General features: G+C 61.5%; 23 protein-coding genes. 16 read left to right on the top strand and 7 right to left on the bottom strand.

Annotation, left to right across the window (positions count from 1 at the left end):
* The first annotated feature begins 129 nt into the window (after positions 1–129).
* The gene (locus tag BDB13_RS10185; RefSeq protein ID WP_094271537.1) at positions 130–1,299 is read left to right on the top strand and encodes a globin domain-containing protein; all 1,170 of its coding nucleotides are present in this window, start codon (positions 130–132) and stop codon (positions 1,297–1,299) included.
* On the opposite strand, the gene BDB13_RS10190 is transcribed toward BDB13_RS10185, so the two are convergent.
* Both BDB13_RS10190 and BDB13_RS10195 read right to left on the bottom strand, forming a co-directional pair.
* Positions 1,293–2,039 carry an FAD-binding oxidoreductase gene (locus tag BDB13_RS10190; RefSeq protein ID WP_094274817.1) on the bottom strand — a complete coding sequence of 249 codons (747 nt, stop codon included), beginning with the start codon at positions 2,037–2,039 and terminating at the stop codon, positions 1,293–1,295. The two genes, BDB13_RS10185 and BDB13_RS10190, sit on opposite strands and share 7 nt — an antisense overlap.
* Before the next feature lie 19 nt (positions 2,040–2,058).
* Positions 2,059–3,237 carry an FAD-binding oxidoreductase gene (locus BDB13_RS10195; RefSeq protein ID WP_217902123.1) on the bottom strand — a complete coding sequence of 393 codons (1,179 nt, stop codon included), beginning with the start codon at positions 3,235–3,237 and terminating at the stop codon, positions 2,059–2,061.
* Positions 3,238–3,464: 227 nt separating this feature from the next.
* Between BDB13_RS10195 and clpB the strand changes: the two genes are divergently transcribed.
* The 5 genes from clpB to pyrE all read left to right on the top strand — a co-directional run bounded on the left by clpB (position 3,465) and on the right by pyrE (position 9,480).
* Positions 3,465–6,017 (top strand): ATP-dependent chaperone ClpB, encoded by a 2,553-nt coding sequence (gene clpB / locus BDB13_RS10200; protein WP_094271539.1) that lies wholly within the window; start codon positions 3,465–3,467, stop codon positions 6,015–6,017.
* 155 nt (positions 6,018–6,172) lie between these two features.
* Positions 6,173–7,048, top strand: a complete 876-nt coding sequence (locus BDB13_RS10205; RefSeq protein ID WP_094271540.1) for a DUF3824 domain-containing protein — start codon at positions 6,173–6,175, stop codon at positions 7,046–7,048.
* Between the two features lie 97 nt (positions 7,049–7,145).
* Positions 7,146–8,042, top strand: a complete 897-nt coding sequence (locus BDB13_RS10210; protein WP_254923007.1) for a hypothetical protein — start codon at positions 7,146–7,148, stop codon at positions 8,040–8,042.
* Positions 8,043–8,091: 49 nt separating this feature from the next.
* A complete protein-coding gene (locus BDB13_RS10215) occupies positions 8,092–8,892 on the top strand; it encodes an SDR family NAD(P)-dependent oxidoreductase (protein WP_094271541.1) in 801 nt (266 codons plus the stop codon).
* A gap of 54 nt (positions 8,893–8,946) precedes the next feature.
* Entirely contained in the window at positions 8,947–9,480 is a 534-nt protein-coding gene (gene pyrE, locus BDB13_RS10220; protein WP_094271542.1) for an orotate phosphoribosyltransferase, read from the top strand.
* A gap of 41 nt (positions 9,481–9,521) precedes the next feature.
* On the opposite strand, the gene BDB13_RS10225 is transcribed toward pyrE, so the two are convergent.
* Positions 9,522–9,965, bottom strand: coding sequence for a MarR family winged helix-turn-helix transcriptional regulator (locus BDB13_RS10225; RefSeq protein ID WP_094271543.1), 444 nt, complete (start codon positions 9,963–9,965; stop codon positions 9,522–9,524).
* Between the two features lie 114 nt (positions 9,966–10,079).
* On the opposite strand from BDB13_RS10225, the gene BDB13_RS10230 reads away from it, so the two are divergent.
* From BDB13_RS10230 to BDB13_RS10255, 6 genes are all read left to right on the top strand, one after another.
* The gene (locus BDB13_RS10230; protein ID WP_094274818.1) at positions 10,080–10,760 is read left to right on the top strand and encodes a lysophospholipid acyltransferase family protein; all 681 of its coding nucleotides are present in this window, start codon (positions 10,080–10,082) and stop codon (positions 10,758–10,760) included.
* Between the two features lie 87 nt (positions 10,761–10,847).
* Positions 10,848–11,558 (top strand): lysoplasmalogenase, encoded by a 711-nt coding sequence (locus BDB13_RS10235; RefSeq protein ID WP_094271544.1) that lies wholly within the window; start codon positions 10,848–10,850, stop codon positions 11,556–11,558.
* Positions 11,559–11,561: 3 nt separating this feature from the next.
* Positions 11,562–12,344 (top strand): SDR family oxidoreductase, encoded by a 783-nt coding sequence (locus BDB13_RS10240; RefSeq protein WP_094271545.1) that lies wholly within the window; start codon positions 11,562–11,564, stop codon positions 12,342–12,344.
* A gap of 67 nt (positions 12,345–12,411) precedes the next feature.
* A complete protein-coding gene (locus BDB13_RS10245; protein ID WP_094274819.1) occupies positions 12,412–13,014 on the top strand; it encodes a DUF6636 domain-containing protein in 603 nt (200 codons plus the stop codon).
* On the top strand, positions 13,014–13,694 hold the full coding sequence (locus BDB13_RS10250; RefSeq protein WP_094271546.1) for a TrmH family RNA methyltransferase: 681 nt from the start codon (positions 13,014–13,016) through the stop codon (positions 13,692–13,694). Before BDB13_RS10245 ends, BDB13_RS10250 begins: the two co-directional genes overlap by 1 nt.
* 64 nt (positions 13,695–13,758) lie before the next feature.
* Complete coding sequence (locus BDB13_RS10255; protein ID WP_094271547.1) at positions 13,759–14,883, top strand: glycoside hydrolase family 76 protein; 1,125 nt, start codon at positions 13,759–13,761, stop codon at positions 14,881–14,883.
* Between the two features lie 17 nt (positions 14,884–14,900).
* Here BDB13_RS10255 and BDB13_RS10260 read toward each other — a convergent pair whose 3' ends face one another.
* A complete protein-coding gene (locus BDB13_RS10260) occupies positions 14,901–15,563 on the bottom strand; it encodes a DedA family protein (RefSeq protein ID WP_094271548.1) in 663 nt (220 codons plus the stop codon).
* Positions 15,564–15,594: 31 nt separating this feature from the next.
* Complete coding sequence (locus BDB13_RS10265) at positions 15,595–16,356, bottom strand: VTT domain-containing protein (RefSeq protein ID WP_094271549.1); 762 nt, start codon at positions 16,354–16,356, stop codon at positions 15,595–15,597.
* A 231-nt stretch (positions 16,357–16,587) separates the two neighbouring features.
* Between BDB13_RS10265 and fbaA the strand changes: the two genes are divergently transcribed.
* Positions 16,588–17,625, top strand: coding sequence for a class II fructose-bisphosphate aldolase (gene fbaA / locus BDB13_RS10270; protein ID WP_094271550.1), 1,038 nt, complete (start codon positions 16,588–16,590; stop codon positions 17,623–17,625).
* 79 nt (positions 17,626–17,704) lie between these two features.
* Here fbaA and BDB13_RS10275 read toward each other — a convergent pair whose 3' ends face one another.
* The gene (locus BDB13_RS10275; protein WP_254922779.1) at positions 17,705–18,424 is read right to left on the bottom strand and encodes an Rv0361 family membrane protein; all 720 of its coding nucleotides are present in this window, start codon (positions 18,422–18,424) and stop codon (positions 17,705–17,707) included.
* A gap of 129 nt (positions 18,425–18,553) precedes the next feature.
* Here BDB13_RS10275 and BDB13_RS10280 point away from each other — a divergent pair, with 129 nt between their 5' ends.
* The 3 genes from BDB13_RS10280 to BDB13_RS10290 all read left to right on the top strand — a co-directional run bounded on the left by BDB13_RS10280 (position 18,554) and on the right by BDB13_RS10290 (position 21,124).
* On the top strand, positions 18,554–18,970 hold the full coding sequence (locus BDB13_RS10280; RefSeq protein ID WP_094271551.1) for a DUF3151 domain-containing protein: 417 nt from the start codon (positions 18,554–18,556) through the stop codon (positions 18,968–18,970).
* Positions 18,957–20,102, top strand: coding sequence for an FUSC family protein (locus BDB13_RS10285; protein ID WP_094271552.1), 1,146 nt, complete (start codon positions 18,957–18,959; stop codon positions 20,100–20,102). The genes BDB13_RS10280 and BDB13_RS10285 overlap by 14 nt, the downstream gene beginning before the upstream one ends.
* Positions 20,103–20,194: 92 nt before the next feature.
* Complete coding sequence (locus tag BDB13_RS10290; RefSeq protein ID WP_094271553.1) at positions 20,195–21,124, top strand: cation diffusion facilitator family transporter; 930 nt, start codon at positions 20,195–20,197, stop codon at positions 21,122–21,124.
* On the opposite strand, the gene BDB13_RS10295 is transcribed toward BDB13_RS10290, so the two are convergent.
* Positions 21,114–21,578 carry a pyridoxamine 5'-phosphate oxidase family protein gene (locus BDB13_RS10295; protein ID WP_176459559.1) on the bottom strand — a complete coding sequence of 155 codons (465 nt, stop codon included), beginning with the start codon at positions 21,576–21,578 and terminating at the stop codon, positions 21,114–21,116. The genes BDB13_RS10290 and BDB13_RS10295 overlap by 11 nt on opposite strands.
* Positions 21,579–21,615: the final 37 nt, after the last annotated feature.

Consider the following 21,615-nt stretch of genomic DNA (forward strand, 5'->3'; position numbering starts at 1 on the left):
CGTACCGAAAAATTGGTAGTGACGTGTGACATATCCGGCCAATTATTTACGAGTTGGACACTTGTGGCATAAGCTGCACTCGGAATATTGCGGCTGGTCTGCCGCGAAAAATCGGGACGAGGACGAGCTGTGGATTCGCGAGCAATTTCTCTGGTCCGGTCGAGCTTCAAATCCATCGTCGCCGAAGAGGGCGGTCCGGAGCGGCTTGCCCGGACCTTCTACTCGCTTCTTTTCGCCCGATCACCCGAAACTCGAGAGTTCTTTCCGGCCGCGATGGATGTGCAGCGCGACCGTCTGTTCACGGCCATCGGTTACGTCGTCGAAAACCTCGACGAGTCCGGCGAGATGCTCGAGTACCTCGCTCAGTTGGGCCGGGATCATCGCAAATACGGTGTGACCGACGAGCACTACAACGATGTCGCAAACTCGATGATCGAGGCGTTCGAATTGTTCGGCGGCGCCGAGATGTGGACCGAGGAAGTCGACAGTGCCTGGCGCAACACTCTGTCCGTGATCGGTGCAGCGATGACAGATGCCGCCAACGCCGCGGACGGGCCACGCGCGTGGACGGCCACGGTGATCGAAAGTCGAGCCGTCATCAAGGGAGTTGCGATAGTGCGCCTGCAGCTCGATCAGCCGATGGACTATCGGCCAGGCCAGTACGTCAGCGTCCAGGTAGCTGCAAGACCACGGATGTGGCGGTATCTCTCGCCGGCCAATCCGTCGGACGGATCGGGGATCGTCGAATTCCACATCCGGCATGTGTCCGGCGGCTGGGTCAGCCCGCCTATGGTCAACCAGACCGCCGTCGGCGATACGTGGGTGATCGGTTCGCCGATCGGTGCGCTCGGTCTGCCGGAGAACATCCGTGACCTGCTGATGATCGGGTCGGGTACCGGTCTCGCGCCGCTTCGCGCGCAGATCCTCGAACTGATTCGTCGCGGCAACACCCGCAGGGTTCACCTGTTTTACTCCGGTCAGTACCCGTGCGACCTGTACGACCTTCCGTTTCTGTGGACGCTCGCCGAAAAGCACTCCTGGCTCACAGTCATTCCGGTGTCGGAAGAAGGCTCCAACCCGTGGTGGCATACCGAACCCGAACCGTTACCTCCACTGGGATTTCCCGAACGCATCACCGGCAAGGTCGGCAAGGTCGTCACGTCCTACGGCACGTGGTCGGGTCACGACATTCAGTTGGTCGGGAACGAATCGATGGTGAACAGCACCAAGTTTCGACTTCGGGCGGCCGGGATCGACGTGGCAACTGTCCGCAGTGACCCGACCTACGGCGTTCAGTAGGGATCGAAGGCGATGATCTCGGCGGGGGTTCCCGTCGCAATCAGACGATCTCGCGTCGAACGCACCATTGCGGCCGATCCGCATAGCAACACCTGATGCTCGGTGAAGGCCCCGTACGACGCGACGACGTCGGCCAAGGTTCCTTCCACCAGATGGTCCTCGCCGAAACCGATATCTACACCGAGTCTTTCGAACCACTCGTCGGGTGGGCCGGCGTCGGTGAGGTCTTCGACCACGGGAATTGGTTGGAGCCAAGGAAATTGGTGAGCGAGCAACCACAGCATGTCTGCGGCGTACAGGTCGCGAAGGGTACGGCCACCGAAGAACAGGTACACCAGGGGCGGGTTCGGTGACTGTGCAAGATCGAGGATGATCGAGCGCATCGGTGCCAAACCTGTTCCGCCGGCGATCATCACGACCGGAGGGCCGTTCACGTCGACCGACAGATCTCCGCGGGGATCGAGAATCTGCCACGTGTCACCGGGTTGCGTGTCCTTCACGATCTTGCCGCTCACCCAGCCGCCGGGAACAGTTTTGACGTGGAACTCCATCTTCCCGTCTTGTGACGGCGGCAGCGCGGGGGACAGCCGGCGAAGCAGTCGTGAATTCTGCGGCACACTGACGTCGACATATTGGCCCGGCCGGAACGGTACGACATCGCCGATCAGTCGAACGACAGCCAAATCCTCACGGAGGCGGTGATGTTCGACGACGGTGCTCGACCAGGTTCGCTGGGCCATGAGAGTGTTCTCCTGCTTGTCAGTAGAGCGGATCGTGCCGGATCTGGTCGATCGGAGTGCCGCCGGCGCGTAGTGCATAGATCGTGGTCTTGATCATGGACGGTGAACCCGAAATCTGGATCTGGCGGTCCGCCCACGACCCGAACTGTGCCACGACCCTGCCGATGGGTCCTGTCAATCGAGAGTGCATTCCGAATGGTGGTTCGAGTACCGGGCCGTTGTGCCACCACGGATTTTCAGGTTCCTCCGACACCGGAACCACGGTCAGCCACGGATTGCTGAGCGAAATGTGCCACAGCGTCTCGAGATCGTAGAGGTCACACGGATAGCGTCCACCCACAAAGAGGTGGACCCGGGGATTGTTCGAGCGCTGCGCCATTTCCATCACCTGGGCGCGCAACGGTGCGATGCCCGTCCCACTGCCGATCATCAAAACGTCATGGTCGGAGGTGAAGTCGACCTCCAGACCACCGAGTGGGGTGGACATGACCCAACGATCACCGACATGGGTCTCGTTGACGATCGCCGGACTCACCCAACCGCCCGACACCTTGCGGATGTGGAATTCGAGTTGGCCGAACGGATTGGCCGGGATAGCGGGGGAGTAGTACCGCCACATCCGCGGGCGCTGCGGAATCTGAACTCCGACGTACTGACCGGCGCCGTACGGAATGGGAGGGTCGGTTTCGAGGCGCACGATCGCAAGATCGTCGAGCACCCGCTCATGACTGACGACGGTGCCGCCCCACAGCGCCGGCGTCGTATCGGACTCGGCGCCCTCGGACATCGTCTGTACGACAAAATCGGCGAACGCAGTCCAGGCTTCGTCGAGTTCGGGCGTCCACTTGTAGCGACTGTGCGAACTGGTCCCGTACAGGGAACGTACAGCCCGCTTCAGTGCCGTACCGGCAGCCTCGTAGTGCTCACGCTCGACACCGTAGCGACGGTGGTCGAGGCCCAACTGCGTCAAAAATTTTCGAATACGCCGATGCTGGGCAAGATTGTTCACCGTGAATTGGATCGCGGTGAAGAACCTGTGACCTTGTGATTCCATTGCTGCGGGGAACAATGAGCGATACAGAGGATGTTCAGCAAAGAGAGCCGTATAGAACAGTGCCGAAAAATGCGCGCGAGACTCGTCGTCGTCGGTCAGTGCATCGAGGCTGGATTGCAGGCGGGCGATCACCTTCGGATCCAATCCGCACCCCTTTCGTCCCAGCAGCAACTCTCGTTTCAATTCTAGTACGGCGCGGAAAGTGACGAATCAGCACGAGGGCGCCTAGCGAAAACAAACTTGAGCGGAATAGACTCAAGTTTGTACGCGTTGACGATAGTGACACAGCCGCAGTACCAACCCGGAGCGGCTCAAAAATCTTCGACTTCGACGCGCTTGAGGCGACCGGAGCCCGGCCAGAAAGGTGACAAGTGGACTCGTTCACACCAACAACCAAGACCCAGGCTGCGATGACGGCTGCACTGCAGTCGGCGTCGTCGGCCGGTAACCCCGACATTCGACCGGCACACCTGCTGGTCGCACTCCTCGATCAAACCGACGGTATCGCCGCCCCGCTGCTCAAGGCAGTCGGCGTCGACCCCACCGTCGTACATCGCGAAGCTCAGAACCTGGTGGATCGTCTGCCCAAGACCACCGGCGCAAGCTCCACTCCGCAACTGGGACGTGAAGCTCTCGCAGCGCTGACGTCGGCTCAGCACCTCGCCACCGAGATGGACGACGAGTACGTCTCCACCGAACACGTTCTGTACGGCCTCGCCGACAGTGATTCCGACGTCGCAACGTTGTTGAAAAACCACGGTGCAACACCCGTCGCACTGCGTGATGCCTTCACGACCGTTCGCGGTAGCGCACGAGTGACCAGCCCGGAGCCGGAAGGCACCTACCAAGCGCTGGAGAAGTACTCCACCGATCTCACCGAACTCGCCCGCAGTGGCAAGCTCGACCCGGTGATCGGCCGCGACACCGAGATTCGTCGTGTCGTGCAGGTGCTGTCGCGTCGTACCAAGAACAACCCGGTACTCATCGGTGAGCCCGGCGTCGGTAAGACCGCGATCGTGGAGGGCCTGGCCCAACGCATCATCGCGGGCGACGTCCCCGAATCGCTGCGCGGAAAGACCGTCGTATCCCTGGACCTCGGGTCCATGATCGCCGGTGCCAAGTTCCGCGGTGAATTCGAGGAACGCCTCAAGGCTGTCCTCGACGACATCAAGAACAGTGCCGGACAGGTCATCACCTTCATCGACGAACTCCACACCATCGTCGGCGCGGGTGCCACCGGTGAATCCGCCATGGACGCCGGCAACATGATCAAGCCGATGCTCGCCCGCGGTGAGCTGCGATTGGTCGGTGCCACCACGCTCGAGGAATACCGCAAGTACATCGAGAAGGACGCCGCACTCGAGCGTCGTTTCCAGCAGGTACTCGTCGGTGAACCCTCGGTCGAGGACACCGTCGGCATCCTGCGTGGACTCAAGGAACGGTACGAGGTGCACCACGGTGTCCGGATCACGGACTCCGCGCTGGTAGCAGCGGCTTCACTGTCGGATCGCTACATCACGTCGCGTTTCCTTCCCGACAAGGCCATCGACCTCGTCGACGAGGCCGCGTCCCGTCTGCGCATGGAGATCGACTCGCGCCCCGTCGAGATCGACGAGGTCGAACGCATTGTTCGACGTCTCGAGATCGAAGAGGTCGCACTCGAGAAAGAAACCGACGACGCATCCAAGGCGCGGCTGGACAAGCTGCGTCAGGAACTTGCCGACGACCGCGAAAAGCTCAATCAGCTCAGCACTCGCTGGCAGAACGAGAAGCAGGCCATCGACTCGGTGCGCGGGCTCAAGGAACAGCTCGAAACCTTGCGAGGCGAGTCCGAACGCGCTGAGCGTGACGGCGATCTGGGCAAGGCAGCAGAACTCCGATACGGCCGCATCCCGGCTTTGGAGAAGGAACTGGAAGAGGCAGCCCGGATTTCCGGCGCAGCTTCCGACGGTGATGTCATGCTCAAGGAAGAGGTCGGGCCCGACGACGTCGCAGACGTAGTCGCAGCCTGGACCGGTATTCCGGCCGGCCGGATGATGGAAGGCGAAACAGAGAAGCTGCTTCGCATGGAATCCGAACTCGCCAAGCGTGTAGTCGGCCAGGTGGATGCAGTCACAGCGGTGTCCGACGCGGTTCGACGCGCACGTGCAGGTGTCGCCGACCCCAATCGGCCCACCGGTTCGTTCCTGTTCCTCGGCCCGACCGGCGTCGGTAAGACGGAGCTCGCCAAAGGCTTGGCGGACTTCCTCTTCGACGACGAGCGCGCAATGATTCGCATCGACATGAGCGAATACGGCGAGAAGCACTCGGTGGCCCGACTCGTCGGTGCCCCTCCGGGATACGTCGGGTACGAATCCGGCGGTCAGCTCACCGAAGCAGTCCGTCGACGCCCGTACTCGGTGGTTCTCTTCGACGAGGTCGAGAAGGCTCACCCCGACGTCTTCGACGTATTGCTCGCAGTGCTCGACGAAGGACGGCTCACCGACGGTCAAGGCCGCACGGTGGACTTCCGCAACACCATCTTGATCCTGACCTCGAACCTGGGATCGGGTGGCAACAAGGAACAGGTCATGGACGCAGTACGCCGCGCGTTCAAGCCCGAGTTCATCAACCGTCTCGACGACGTGGTCATCTTCGATGCCCTGTCGGAAGAGCAGTTGGAGCACATCGTCGACATCCAGCTCGAGCAGTTGCAGAAGCGTCTGGCGATGCGTCGACTCACCCTCGACGTCAACGGCAGCGCCCGGATGTGGCTCGCGGTACGCGGTTACGACCCGTTGTACGGCGCTCGGCCACTGCGCCGGTTGGTCCAGCAGGCCATCGGCGACCAGCTCGCCAAGCTGCTCCTGGCCGGCAAGGTCCAGGACGGCGACACCGTGCATGTCGGTGTCAGCGAGGATGCAGATCAGTTGGTTCTGTCCTGATCATGTGAATGCGCCTGATCGGGTGAACTGAAATGCCCCGCCGATCCACTTCGGATCGGCGGGGCTTTCGATTTTTGTTCTACGCTGGATGGCTGAATGCTCGACCGGCGGATGTACATCCGCACTCCCGTGTCCGAACTAGAGGTGGGCTAGCCATGACTGATCAGAACGATCCGCGAAACCCCGGCGGCACCCCGAACCCGGATCAGCCGACCGAGCACTTCGAGATTCCGCAGCAATACCAAGGTCAACAGCAATACCAAGGTCAACAGCAGTATCAGGGGCAACAGCAATACCCCTATGGTGGGCCGGATCAGAACACCGAGTACCTGGGTCAGCAATACCCGCCGAACCAGCCGAATCCGACGCAGGCGTTTCCGCCTTACAACCCGCAGCTCGATCCGGAGGCGCCGCCACCAGGCGCGACGCAGGCCTACCCGCCGTACTCGGAGCAATATCCGGTGGCCGGTGGGGGAGCTGGTGGTGGGGTTCCGCCTGAACAACCGTTCATCGACAACGGATCGCCGGACGGCGGAAAGCGTCGCAAATTCGGTACCTGGATCGCAGCCGGCGTCGTCGGAGTTCTTGTTGCCGTCATCGCGATCATCGGCATGTCAGTATTCGGCTCGTCGAATGATTCCGGAACTCAGACGGCATTTGTTCCGCCGACAACCACTGCACCGGCGCCCACAACACCAAAACCCAAGACCACGACACCGGCGCCGTCGCCCACGACGACATCCCCCCTCGACAAGCTGCCCGGTGGACTCGGCGACGTGATCGGCAAAGCCGGCGGAGCCGTCGGCACTGTCGTCTCCAATGACGGGACCACCCTGGTCATCAATTCGATCGGCGGATCTCAGACCACGATCCTCACCACGCCGGAAACAACATTGATCGCTTTCAACCGCTCGTCCGTCGCAGATCTGCAACCGGGGGACAACATCGTCGTCGACGGCACTCCGCTGGAAAACGGCACGATGACCGCCAAAACGATCCTCGACGCGTCTCTACCGTCGTTCGGTAACTAGCGCCTGCCGACGTCGGCCAGGACACACCGGACACATTCGTCAGGGTGTCGCGGGAGGTTGTCGTCTTAAGTCGCTACTCTGAGCAGTGATGACTGGAATGTGGTTCGGACTCGCAGCAATAGCACTCGCCGGAGCGGGTGCGCTTCTGTACGTCGACAGAACGAGGCGCGATCAATCCGGCCGAGTACGTCAGATCTGGGCAAAAGCGCAGGGCTATACGTACACGGGCAGCGACGACCAGCTTGCGGGCGAGTGGCATCGCGCAGCAATGGCCAAGCAGGACTACCTGACTGCGACGGACGTCGTGCGCGGAACACGTCGAGGTGAGCAGTTCGTACTCTTCGACCTCGAGGAAACCGCCACCATCGTGGCTGTTCGACGCGAGATCGGATCCGACGTCGATATCGATCTCCGTTTGAAGTCGACGGCACCGCCCAAGGACGGCGACCTCAATCTGCTGGGCGCAATCGGTCCGCGTGTTGTATTTGCCACGGACCTCGAGATTGCCCGCCGAGTCTGTGACCAGCGGATGGTCGCGTTCACCGAATCAGTTCCCCCGGCTCTGAGCATGCTGTGGAGTGAGGGTCGTTGGACCCTGGGTTCGTTGCCGGTATCGAGCAGCGGCCGCGATTGGGACGCCGCTATCGAAGCTGTTGCCCGGTTGTCCGGCATCCTGCACGTACTTCCTCCGGTCACCGATCCGAGCGAACTCGAAGTTGATCACGACCCGACGCGACCGCGCCCCCGACCGGATGTTTCCGACGCACCGGCCGTCAGTGATTCCGATGCACCCGTAGCGCGCGACCTACCGTCAGCCGTTCGAGATGTGCCCCGCCGAGAAGCTCCAGACGCACCCCGTCGCGAGGCTCCGGAGTCGCAGCGTCGAGAGGCTCCGGAGTCGCAGCGTCGAAACGCGCCGGCACCCGCCCCCACGAACACACCGAAACCAGGTTCCGGCCCGCAACGTTCGGGAACCGTCCGCCCCGTCGATTGAGCAGCGGTAAGCCGCACTTTTCGTGGCGTGACGCACTAGCGTGGCCGGTATGTCGTCATCGAACTCGGATCGCCCTGTGCGTCCTGTAGCCCTGATCACCGGACCCACTTCAGGTCTCGGTGCAGGATTCGCCAAAAAATATGCATCGCTCGGTTACGACCTGGTACTTGTCGCTCGCGACGAAGTGAGACTGCACGATCTTGCGTCGGAACTGTCCACCATGTTCGGCACCGAATCCGAAATTCTTGTTGCAGACCTCGCGACGGAACCGGGGCGTGACGCGGTTGCCGATCGCTTGGACAAGGGCGTCGAAGTTCTGGTCAACAACGCCGGGTTCGGTACTTCGGGTGAATTTTGGACCTCTGATCCTGCGCTCCTGCAATCTCAACTCGATGTCAATGTCACCGCCGTGATGCGTCTGACCCGCGCCGCATTGCCCAGCATGATCGCGTCCGCGCACGGAACGATCCTCAACGTTGCGAGTGTGGCCGGATTGCTGCCCGGGACCAGTTCGGCGTACTCGGCAAGCAAGGCGTACGTGATTTCGTTCACCGAAGGGTTGGCCGGAAGATTGGCCGGAACTGGTGTTCAGGTCCAAGCTCTCTGCCCGGGTTTCATCCATACGGAGTTTCACGAGCGGGCCGGGCTGGAGATGTCCGCGATGCCGAAGGCGATGTGGTTGAGCGTCGATCAGGTGGTCGCGGCATCGATGAAAGACTTGGCAGACAACAAGGTCATCAGCATTCCCGGAATCCAGTACAAGGTGCTCACTACTGCCGGGCGTCTCATTCCCAAGGGGCTGGTTCGCAAGCTGACCAAACTAGTCGCTCGAGGTCAGGGTCGCACGTAAATGTCGAGCCCGATGATTATTGCCACGGCGCCGCGGTCGGTAGGCTGAGCACTCATGAGCGATCGTGAAGATTTGGCTGCGCTGGTGCGCGAATTGGCTGTTGTACATGGAAAGGTGACGTTGTCTTCGGGCAAGGAAGCCGACTACTACGTCGACCTTCGTCGTGCGACGCTTCATCACAAGGCGGGACCGTTGATCGGTTCGTTGCTGCGTGACCTGGTTGCAGATTGGGATTTTGACGCCGTCGGCGGTTTGACGATGGGCGCAGACCCCGTCGCGATGGCCATCATGCATGCGCCCGGTCGTCCGATCGACGCGTTTGTCGTTCGTAAGGCTGCCAAGGCGCATGGAATGCAACGTCAGATCGAGGGCCCCGATGTGGTCGGCAAGCGTGTTCTTGTTGTCGAGGACACCACGACGACGGGTAACTCTCCGCTGACGGCAGTCAAGGCTCTTCGCGACGCCGGCGCCATCGTGGTCGGTGTGGCAACCGTGGTGGACCGGGCGACGGGCGCAGACGCCGTCATCGGGGCCGAAGGCGTCGAGTACCGCTCACTGCTGGGCTTGGAAGACCTGAATTTAGGCTAGCGCTTGTGAGCCTTTTCGGTAGCGGACGCTACCGAAAAGGCTCACAGGGCGGAACGCCCGTTGATCATGGATCGCAGCTCGGCGAGTCCTTGTGTCAGCCGCTCGATTTGTTCGGGTTCGAGATGGCTGAAGTGTGGGACCAGCGCGTCGGCGATTGCGTTCCGACCGTCGGCGAGGGTCTTTTGTCCGACGTCGGTTGTTGCGACTCTGACTGCTCGGGCATCGTCAGGGTCGGGGCTGCGTACGACGAGTCCGCGTTCGCTGAGGGTGCGTAGTACCGCGGTGGCGGACGGCTGCGAGCAATGGTTCAGACGGGCGAAGTCGCTGATACGCATTTCGCCGTGTTCTTCGAGCAGGGCCAGCGCACGCAGCCACGTTCGGGGATAGCGTTCCGGGGCAAGTGAAGTCGCCATTTTTGTGAAGCGGTGAGTGTTGCTCACCAGCTCGACCAGTAGGTCGTGCAGTCGCTGTTCTTGATCTGGCACGCCGGTATCATTTCATAGGGTAATGAATGTGTAAAACTTCTCGTCGGTGACGCCGGACGCACAGTGTCTAGTATCGGTGATGTAGATGCTGTGCAACTGGACGGGGATGTCGGCGTGCTCTATCGGCTATTCAAGTATGTATTGATCGGCCCGGTTCTCTGGGTGTTCGGGCGGCCGACAATAGAAGGCCGCGAGAACATTCCGAAACATGGCCCGGTGATTCTCGCGGGCAACCATCGAGCCGTCGTGGACTCGTTTTTTCTTGTGCTGAAGGTGCGTCGGCGAATTACGTTTGTCGCCAAGAGCGAGTACTTCACGGGCAGCGGCATCAAGGGTGCGTTGCAACGTTGGTTCTTCGGCGGCGCGGGTCAGGTTCCGATCGATCGCACGGGGGCCGACGCGTCGCGTGCTGCGCTGGACACCGCGATCGGAATCCTCGATACGGGTGGAGTGTGGGGGATCTATCCCGAGGGAACACGGTCGCCGGACGGCCGCTTGCACAAGGGTAAGACGGGCGTCGTACGTGTTGCGTTGGAAACCGGAGTCCCGGTCATTCCCGTTGTCGTTCACGGTGGTGACGCGGTGAATCCTCCCGGTACCCGGATGTGGCGATTCAGCAAGGTTCGAATCGTTGTGGGGGCGCCGATCGATTTCTCGCGGTATCGCGAACTGCGGGCCAACCAGGCTGTGGTGCGCGCCGCGACAGACGAACTGATGGCGACTCTGTGCGACCTCTCCGGTCAGGACTACGTCGACGAATACGGCGCGGACGTCAAATCCCGCGATGCTGCCTGAATTACCCAGTACGGTCGACTCTGACGCGGTACCACCTCCGTCTCGGACGGTCTTTCACTCAGGTGCCGCAAAGCGAGGAGGACTGGCATGGCAGGTAAGTGGGGCATCGAGCACGCAGTTTTTGCGGCAGCGACGGCGGCAACCGTAGCGGGAGCAGTGCTCGGTAACGAGCGTGTTCAGCAGATCGCCAAGCCGCTGATCGCACCGTCGCTCGCAGCGCGGGTGTTGCGCAAGCGATCCGAGACGGAAACTGCGGACACCGCTCTGCTTCTGGCCGGCCTTGCTGCGGCAACCATCGGCGATGTGTTCATGATCGACCCCGACAACGACGGTCGACTGGTGAAGGGTGCGTCGTCGTTCGCGGTGATGCAGGCAAGCTATTCGGCGCTGTTGCTGCGTCGGGGCGCGAGGCCGACGAAGGCTGCGCTCAAACCGCGAATCAGTGGATGGTCCACAGCTTCTGGCCTGCTGCGCGCGAAGGCGCCGTCGGTGTCGACGCCGTTGACCGGCTACGGGTTTATGTTGGGTACAACCTCGACGCTGTCGGCGGATCCCGGTTTGTCACCGCAATCGAAGTCGGTGCTCGACGTGGTGGTGCCGAACGGCGACCGACGATCGTGGCTCGGTCTGGGTGGCGTCCTGTTCACCGCTTCGGACGGACTGATCGTGGTGCGACGCTTGTTCATTCGCGGCAATGCGGGCCGAGCAGCCGCCGAGGGCGTAATTCTGGCGTCGTATGCGGCTGCGCAGTTGATGCTGGTCGAGGGCATGCTCGCGCTCGGGCGTAAGAAGGTCTGACGGATGGCCGAGCGGAGTGTCCTCATTACCGGCGCGGCAGCGGGAATCGGACGGGAGAGCGCGTTGTTGTTCGCGCGCAACGGGTATCGCGTGGGTGCGTACGACATCGACGAGGTTGGCCTGGCGACGTTGGCTGCCGAGATCGGAGTATTCGGTGGCACGGTCGTGACCGGCGCGTTGGATGTGACCGACTCGGATCAGTGGTCGAAACAGTTGGCCGATTTCACCGGGGCATCGGGTCGTCTCGACATCCTGGTCAACAATGCGGGCGTACTGTCTTCCGGACGATTCGAGGATATTTCCCTTGCCGCGCATCGGAGAATGGTGGACATCAATGTCACTGGAACCCTCAACGGCACGTATTCGGCGTTTCCGTATCTGCGCGACACCGAGGGGGCTCAGGTGGTGAACCTGTGCTCGGCATCGGCCATCTACGGACAACCGGAACTGGCAACTTACGGCGCCACCAAGTTTGCAATCAGAGGGCTTACGGAGGCGCTCGACCTTGAATGGGCTGCCCATGACATTCGGGTAATTGCATTGTGGCCCTTGTTCGTTCAAACGGCGATGGTCACCGGAATGGATACCGGTGCCACTCGTTCGCTCGGGATCAAGCTCACCGCAAGCGATGTCGCTGCGGAACTGTGGGATGCCACCCGCGGCGTCGGGCGTATCCCCAAGGTTCACTATCCCGTGGGCGTGCAGGCAAAACTGTTTCTTGCGGTGTCCGGATTCTCGCCGGCCTGGCTGTCGAGATTGACCAACAAGCGTGTGACCAGCACGTAGTCGGTCTCGCGATATAGTTCATGTTCGACTCGTCGGTCGAGAAAAGACGTGCGTGGAGGTTGTTCGAGTGGTTCGTGTTCGCTGGGGATTGCTGTGTGTCGGCGTGAGTTCGGTACTGCTGCTGACCGGGTGCGGCGGAGAGGCGGAATCGGAACCGACTGTGGCGGCACTGCCCAGTTCGACAGTTCCGACGGCCACCCCGACGGCAACGACGGTTCCGATTACCACGACAACAACCACCACGACGGTGCCCGTCACGACCACCGTGGCCCCGACGACAACCCTCACCGACGTGCACTTCGAGCGCAACGAGTCGTACTACTTCACCAGTCCGGACGGAAATTTCCAGTGCGGCATCATCAAACTGCCCACACGCACCGAGGCGGGGTGTGAGGGAACGACCACTCCGATTCCGCCGCGCCCAGAAAATTGTATGGTCAACTGGGGCAACGGAATTCGGGTGGAAAATGAGGGTGAGGGCGCATTCATGTGCTCGGGTGGTCAGCTGTACACCTCTGGCGGACCCGACGCCGATCCGGTGCTTCCGGCCGGAACACCACTGGCTAAGCTGGGCTTCACATGTACTACCACGGCGACGGATGTCTCGTGTGTCAATGAGCAGACAACCCACGGCTTCACCGTGGCTGCCGATTCCAACGAGGTGTTCTGATGTCCGACGTGAGCGTTGATCCGGCCGACGAGGTCGGCCCGACAGAATGGGGCGAGAACCCCAACGGCGTCGGACCGTGGGCCGTGTTTCATGGAACGGAACTCCCGTCGGACGAGCGGTACGACCGGGAACTCCTGGCGGAGGGTGACCGGCGAAATGTGTTGGACGAGTATCGGTATTGGACACGCGAAGCGATAGTCGCCGACATCGATTCCCGGCGTCATCCCATGCATGTCGCGATCGAAAACTTTGCGCATGACGCCAACATCGGCACGGTGGTGCGCACGGCCAACGCCTTTGCCGCGGCAGCAGTACACATCGTGGGCCGACGTCGGTGGAACCGCCGTGGAGCGATGGTCACTGACCGGTACCAACACATTGTTCACCACGCCGACATCGGTGAACTCGTCGAATACGCGCGTGAGAATTCGCTCACGATCGTTGCCGTCGACAACACTCCCGGATCGGTTCCGCTCGAAACGGCAAGCCTTCCGAAAGACTGCATCCTGTTGTTCGGGCAGGAAGGCCCCGGAGTGACGGAACTCGCGAAAGAGGTTGCGTCCATGACGGTATCGATCGCGCAGTTCGGCTCGACACGCAGCATCAACGCCGGTGTGGCAGCGGGTATCGCGATGCACGCGTGGGTGCGCGAGCACGCAGATCTTCGCGACTCTCGTTGACCTGAGTGCCGCGGCAGCAGTTACCGGCTAGCGCACGCGGCTCCGAGCGACCAGGATGTGTCCTATGCAGGAAGTGTGGGCAGAGCGCGCAGACGCGGCCGAAGGGGCAATAGTCAGTCGGCATCTGCGACGGTTGTGGGGGATGCCCAGAACAGCGTTGGGCGTCGTTGCCTGGCCTGCTGTGCGGCGTGAGCGCATGTTCCGGCCATGGCATTACTGGTGGCAGGCACACTTGCTCGACACTGCCGTCGACGCACTCGAACGCGACCCGACGCCCCGGCGTCGGCGCCGTGTCGCGAAGGTCGCGCGTGCCGTCCGGGTCCGGAATGTCAGCGCGTGGACCAACAACTACTACGACGACATGGCGTGGCTCGGCTTGTCGCTCGAACGCGCTCAACGACTCTTCTCGGTCGATCACCGCACCGCTGTCCAGGCACTCGAATCTCAACTCTTCGATTCCTGGGCGCCGGAAGACGGCGGAGGGATTCCGTGGTGCAAGGGTTCTGATTTCTACAACACACCCGCCAATGGCCCAGCCGGAATCATGCTCGCTCGCACCGGAAAACTGTGGCGAGCGCAGGCAACAGCCGATTGGATCGACGAAACTCTGCGTGATCCCGAGTCCGGATTGATCTTCGACGGTATCCGCCGCGACGGCACCCTCGAGCGTGCCGTCTACTCGTACTGCCAAGGTGTGACCCTCGGTCTCGAAACCGAATTGTCGACGAGGCTGGGTGAGCCGAGGCATCGGGAGCGTGTCCATGCGCTGGTCGACGCTGTCTACGACGGTCTGACCGATCGCGGTGTGATCACCGGTGGCGGCGGGGGTGACGGTGGCCTGTTCAACGCGATCCTGGCGCGGTATCTGGCCTTCGTCGTCGTCAACCTGTCGTGGGAGACCAACGAGGATATTCGGGCGAAGGAGATCGCGGCCCAGATCGTTTTGGCGTCGGCGGAAGCAGCGTGGAAGAACCGCCTGCAGATCGAGGGATTGCCGCTGTTCGGTCACAATTGGACGACGGATGCGACCTTGCCCAGTCTCTCCGGTTCGCTCGCCACATTTGCCGGCGGCACCGTTCGCTCGTCGAGCGTCCCCGAGCGGGATCTATCGGTTCAGGTGGGCGGTTGGATGCTGATGGAGGCGGCCTACGTCGTCTCGGCAGCAGGGTATCCGCGCAAGAATTCCTGACCTGCACCCCTGACCTGTCAGTCGAGAACTTCCTCGACCTCCACGTCCTCGGCGGGACGTGCCATCTCCTTGCGGTACTGCCAGATTCCGAGACCGGTGCCGACCACCAAGCTGATGGTCATCACGATCAGGACACCAGGCAAGAGCCACGGCACTCGTTCGAGAAATGAGCCGCCGTAGTACCCGATGAGCAGCAGCACAGGTGCCCAGATGATTGCGCCGATGGTGCTCGCGATCGTGTAGCGAGTGTGGTTCATCTTCGCTGCGCCCGCGACCATCGGGCACAGTGTGCGCACCCACGGGATCCAGCGGGCGATGAGGACAGCCCAGAACCCGTGCCGCTCCAAGAGGATGTTGACGCGGTGCAAGTTCTTCTCGGTGAAGTACTTGCCGCCCTTGCGGGCTTTGATGTGGTTACCGGTGCGGTGGCCGATGGCGTAGCCGACTTGGTTGCCGGCGATCGCAGCGATCATCGCACCCACTGACAGCGCCCACACGTGACCCGCACCGGAGTCGTGGCCGGCCAGCACGATTCCCGCAGTGATCAGCAGGGAATCGCCGGGAAGGAACAAACCCAGGATGATTGCACATTCGACGAAGACGAATGTGATGACGATGATCCAGACCAGCAGGGGACCGGCAGTTTCGAGTGCCGAGAAACTGCCGGACGCGGTCGTCATGGTGGTCAGTTTCTCGCCTCTGTTCTGGTGATCAGAGCTTGGGTTCCTCGGTCACAGGCACGGAATTGTCTGCAATCGAAGTATCCGCCGTTTTGCCGCTTCGTGAGGCCAGAAGACGTTTGCCGATTTCGAAGATGATCGGCAGGACGGATACGAACACGATGCCGATGAAGATGATGTCGATGTTGTCGCGGATGAACGAGATCTGACCCAGCCAGTAGCCCAGAAGTGTCACGCCGGCACCCCAGACGATGCCGCCGATGACGTTGTACATGAGGAATGTCGAGTACTTCATCTTCGCGGCGCCGGCTACCAACGGCGCATAGGTGCGCACGATGGGTACGAAGCGTGCCAGGAAGATGGTGACAGGGCCGTGCTTTTCGAAGAACGCATGCGATTCGTCGATGTACTTCTTCTTGAAGATGCGTGCGTCGTTGTCCTTGAACAGCGCCGTACCGCCCTTGGCCCCGATGAAGTACCCCACCTGGTCACCCAGAATTGCGGCGATCGGGATGGTGAGGAGCAGCAGCCACAGCGGCGCAAACCCTTCGACGCCGTTGGCACCGGCACCGGCAGCAGCCACGAGGCCGGCCGTGAAGAGCAGCGAATCGCCGGGAAGCAACGGGAACAGCAAGCCGGATTCGATGAAGACGACCAGGAGCAGGCCCAACAGGAACCATGTGCCGAACGAGTTCAGGAGGTGGACGGGATCGAGGAAGTCCGGCAGCAAGGCCAGGTTCGTCACGGATTCAGTTGCTGCCTGCACATTCACGGAGGCCAGAGTACCGGCCATAACTGAGTGTTTCCCACCAGCGCAGGTCACCGCGTCGCCGACGCATGTTGATGCAGGGTCGCCGACGCATGTTGATGCCGCGTCGCCGACGCATGGTGGTGCAGTGTTGTCAGCGCGCGCTGAGACCGCAAAGAGACGCAGCGATCAGGACTTGCCATACTGCTAAGACCACACGAAGCGCTTTCTCATCACCGAGCGCTCCGAACGACACGTAAATGGAGGACTCCCGCCGTGCCTATCGCAACTCCCGAGGTCTATGCCGAGATGCTTGGTCGGGCCAAGGAGCATTCCTTTGCCTTTCCCGCCATCAACTGTGTCGGCTCCGAATCCATCAACGCAGCCATCAAGGGCTTCGCCGACGCCGGCAGTGACGGCATCATCCAGTTCTCGACCGGTGGCGCCGAGTTCGGTTCCGGCCTGGGTGTCAAGGACATGGTCACCGGCGCGGTGGCACTCGCCGAGTTCGCTCACGTGATCGCTGCCAAGTACGACATCACCGTCGCGCTGCACACTGACCACTGCCCCAAGGACAAGCTGGACACCTTCGTTCGGCCGCTGCTCGCAATCTCGCAGGAGCGTGTGAACAACGGTCAGAACCCGCTGTTCCAGTCGCACATGTGGGACGGCTCGGCTGTGCCGATCGACGAGAACCTGATCATCGCCAAGGAACTGCTTGCACTGTCGAAGGCCGCGCGCATCATCCTCGAGGTTGAGATCGGTGTTGTCGGCGGCGAAGAAGACGGCGTCGAAGCCGAAATCAACGACAAGCTGTACACCAGTGCTGAGGACTTCGAGAAGACTGTCGACGCTCTGGGCCTCGGCGAGCAGGGCAAGTACCTTCTTGCTGCCACCTTCGGCAATGTCCACGGCGTCTACAAGCCGGGCAACGTCACGCTCAAGCCGGCCGTCCTGGCCGAGGGCCAGCGTATTGCGGAAAAGAAGCTCGGTCTTGCCGACGGATCGAACCCGTTCGACTTCGTCTTCCACGGCGGTTCGGGTTCTTCGGTCGAAGACATCGAAGAGTCGCTGCGGTACGGCGTCATCAAGATGAACGTCGACACCGACACTCAGTACGCATTCTCGCGTCCGATCGCCGGTCACTTCTTCACCAACTACGACGGCGTCCTCAAGGTCGACGGCGAGGTCGGAAACAAGAAGGCTTACGACCCGCGTAGCTACCTCAAGAAGGCCGAAGCAGGCATGACTGCTCGTGTCATCGAGGCGTGCAACGATCTGAAGTCGGCCGGCCGCTCGGTGTCCGGAAGCTAATCGCTCAATCGCTCGATCGACAGTGCGCTTGCAGAGTCCGAAGGACTCCGCAAGCGCACTGTTTCGTTTTCTCGGGTTCTTACCCGGTGGTCTGGCTCGGGTCGCAGACCTTCCAGGTTCCGTCCGCGCGCTCGAGGTCGAACGTTCGCCAGGATTGTTCGCCCGTCGCCGGAATGCTGGCCTGTACCTGTGCGATTGCAGTGTTGTCGGTGATTCGGACGGCATCGACAGCGCTGACCTGGGGAATCGACTTCTGTGCGACTGCGTTCAGATGGACCTGCGCAAATGCGTCGTCCGGGATGGTGCGGTAGTAGTCGGCGAGGGATCCGCACGTCGCGGTACGCAGAGTCGCCAGATCGCCGGAGTTGAGTGCGTCGACGTACGTGCTGATAGCGGTTTGGACCTGTCCTTGCGGTGAACTGTCGCCCGCGTCGTCGCCTGACGAGACATAGATCGCCGCACCGACCGCAGCGACGATGGCAACAGTGGCCGTTGCGGCAGCGATGTACCAGGCCTTGCCGCTGCGCTTGGTCGGCTCGGGTGCAGTCGGTCCAACCCGGGCCGGTTCAATTTTGGCCGGTTCGATCCTGATGGGACCGGGCTGCGCCGGCGGGATTGCGGCAGCGGCTCCCACTCGTTGCGGCTTGGCGCGCTCAGGTTTGGCGACCGGAGGTTTGGCGACCGGAGGTTTGGCGAGAGGGTTAGCAACTGTGGGGATGACGACTGTTGCCGGTTCGGTTGGGATCGAGTTCTTACCCTGTTCAATCTTGTTCGAGTTGTCGTCTTTCGGGTCCGGCACCGGGAATCCTTCAGTTTGAGGCAATATCGTTGGTCACAGCCAGCGTAGCGACCGACGTATTTCGGGCGTAACCGCGACCACGGGTGAGGCGGCCGGGTGCTGGAGGATCGAAGCGGGCACAATAACCTCATGACCCAATTCGGTGACCTGCTCGGACCCAAGCCCACTTTGCTTCCCGGTGACGACGACGCGGAATCGGCACTGCTCAATCACGCTGATCCCGCCCAGGTAGCGGCGGATCATCCGACCGCTTCTATCGCGTGGGCGTACCTCGCCGAGGCTTCTTTCGACAAGGGCGAGACCATCACGGCCTATGCCTACGCCCGTACCGGCTACCACCGCGGGCTCGATCAGCTTCGTCGCAACGGCTGGAAGGGCTTCGGACCTGTGCCGTACAGCCATGAGCCCAACCGCGGTTTCCTTCGTTGTGTAGCGGTTTTGGCCAAGTCGGCCAAGGCGATCGGCGAGGCCGACGAGTACGCACGCTGCCTTGACCTGCTCGAGGATTGCGATCCCAACGCTGCCGAAGCGCTTGGCGTCGGTTAGCAGTTTCCGTCCGAGCGCGTCCAGCATCAAGGAACGCGTTCGTAAGTCGGTTCGACGACTTCAAACGTCGGCGCTGCCGATTCTTCAATGCGCACTGGCTGCCGGGTTGGCGTGGTGGGTTGCCACCACGCTGATCGGGCACCAGGCGCCGTTTTTTGCGCCTATTGCCGCAGTGGTGTCACTCGGGTTGTCTCTGGGTGCCCGGTTGCGTCGCTCGTTCGAGTTGGTTGCAGGCGTCACCGTCGGAATCGGTATCGGGGATCTGATCATTTCCGGCATCGGGAGTGGCCCGTGGCAGATAACCCTGGTCGTTGCATTGGCGATGTCGGTGGCGGTTCTATTGAACAGTGGACCGATTTTCTCGATGCAGGCCGGCAGTTCTGCGGTGTTGGTGGCGACGTTGATTCCACCGGGCGGCAATGGTGGTCCTGATCGGATGATCGACGCCCTTGTCGGTGGTCTCGTGGGTATCGCTGTGGTCGCGATCATTCCGACGCATCCGGTGCGTCGGGCCCGCAAGGATGCGGGCGCAATTCTTGCGACGGCGTCGGACGTGCTGGAGTTGGTTGCCGACGGACTGATCGCCAACGATCCGGAGCCGATCGTGAAAGCACTGCGCAAAGCGCGCGCCACCCAGGCCGCCATCGACGGTATGCGCACCAATCTTCAAGGTGGGCAAGAGATCAGTCGGATCTCGCCGCTGTACTGGAACAGTCGGCCGCGGCTCGAACGGTTGATGGCCACTGCCGATCCCATTGACAATGCGATGCGAAATATCCGGGTTCTCTCGCGTCGATCCCTGACCTTGGTGCGGGACGACGAAATTCTGGATCCACGGTTGGTGACTCAGGTGGAACGGTTGGGGAAGGCCGTCGACGTCCTGAAGGAAATGATCCTGGCGGAGCCGGGGGAGCAGCCGGACCAGGCTGAAGCGGCGCGAGTGCTGCGGTCGGTGGCCAAGGAACTGAAGCCGTCGATCGTGGAGAATGCCGGAATTTCGTCGACGGTCGTGTTTGCTCAGATCAGGTCGCTCGTGGTCGATTTGCTGCAGGTGGCGGGCATGAAGAGGATTTCGGCGATCGCGACATTGCCGCCGACGGTCCCGCACCCCGCGTACGAACCAGAGCACTGAGTCACAGACTTTCGTCCTGCTGCGGATCGAACCGATTGTATATATGCGAATGTATGCATATGATCGGTTGAACTCAGGAGGTAAGCGGCATCATGGCTTCAGGGCACGGTCATTCACACGGTCATTCAGCAGCAGGCTCGGTCGGGGTAGGCCCCTCACCGAAGCGCATCAAGAAGATGGTGATCGCCCTCGCGATCCTGGTTGCGTTTCTTGTTCTGGAAGCGACTGTCGGCTTCCTCATCGGATCACTCGCCCTGCTTGCCGACGCCGGCCATATGCTCACCGATGTTGTCGGCATGGCCATGGGATTGACCGCTCTCCTGCTGGCTAAAAAGGGGAGCACTACTGCTGCACGGACTTTCGGTTGGCATCGCGCCGAGGTCTTGACCGCGATGGCCAATGCGGCGATGCTCCTGGCCGTTGCCGCCTGGGTGATGTACGAGGCGATCGGCCGGATCGGCGACGAACCCGAAATTCCCGGTGGCGCACTCATCATCACTGCGGCAGCAGGTCTCGTGGCAAACATCGTTGTCATGCTCATGCTGCGCGGTGATTCCAAGGACAGCCTTGCAGTGCGCGGCGCCTACCTCGAAGTGCTTGCCGACGCGGTCGGCAGCGTCGGCGTCCTCATCGCGGGTGCCGTTGTCCTCCTGTTCAATTGGACCTGGGCTGACGTAGTGGTCGGTGTGCTCATCTCCCTGTGGGTGGTGCCGCGCGCACTCAAGTTGGCGGCCGCGTCGTTGCGCATTCTGACCCAGGCATCTCCGGCCGATGTCGACGTCGAGGCAGTGCAGTCGGACCTTGCCGCACTGCCCAACGTGGTAGGCGTGCACGACCTCCACATCTGGACCTTGACCACCGGAATGGATGTTGCGACAGTGCATCTGACCAGTGACGCAGATTCTTCACACGTTCTCGAATCAGCACGAACCGTTCTCGAAAGTCATGGTCTGTCGCACGCGACAGTGCAGGTCGAAACGTCCGCCAACGGCGAGCACTGCGAGAAGAACGTCACTTGGTGAAGCGGACTATCTCCTTGCCCGGCTTCCACAGATCGACATGCATGTGGTCGCCGTCGATGGTTGTGTGAACTACCTCGTTGAGATCGAGAACAAAGAGGTGCAAGGGTTTTGGCACCTCATACGAATAGCTCGCCAGTATCGCGTCCATTTCTTCGTCGAATACCTCTCGCGCAGATCCCGCGATTTTTGCGTCGCCACCCTCCATCGTGTGATGCCCCGGATTGCTGTGTAGCGCGTACCGTCCGTCGCGCTGCAGGTCCTTGGCTTTGAGGGCCCCGACCATGGATCCGAGCACCATAAGTCCGTTCAACAATTCGACCTCGGTTCCGCTGACCCGCGGTGATCCGTCCTTGCGTAGCGTCGCGAGGACGTGATGCTTGTGGGCCTTCAATCGCGCTTCGACAGCTTCGGCGAGGGCGGGTGCTTCTTCGGAGAACTGCTTCCAAGTAACCATGCCAGCCATTCTGCACCCGTAACCCTGACAACTTCTG

Origin of the sequence: Rhodococcus sp. OK302 (assembly GCF_002245895.1) — a bacterium.
Lineage (GTDB): Bacteria > Actinomycetota > Actinomycetes > Mycobacteriales > Mycobacteriaceae > Rhodococcus_F.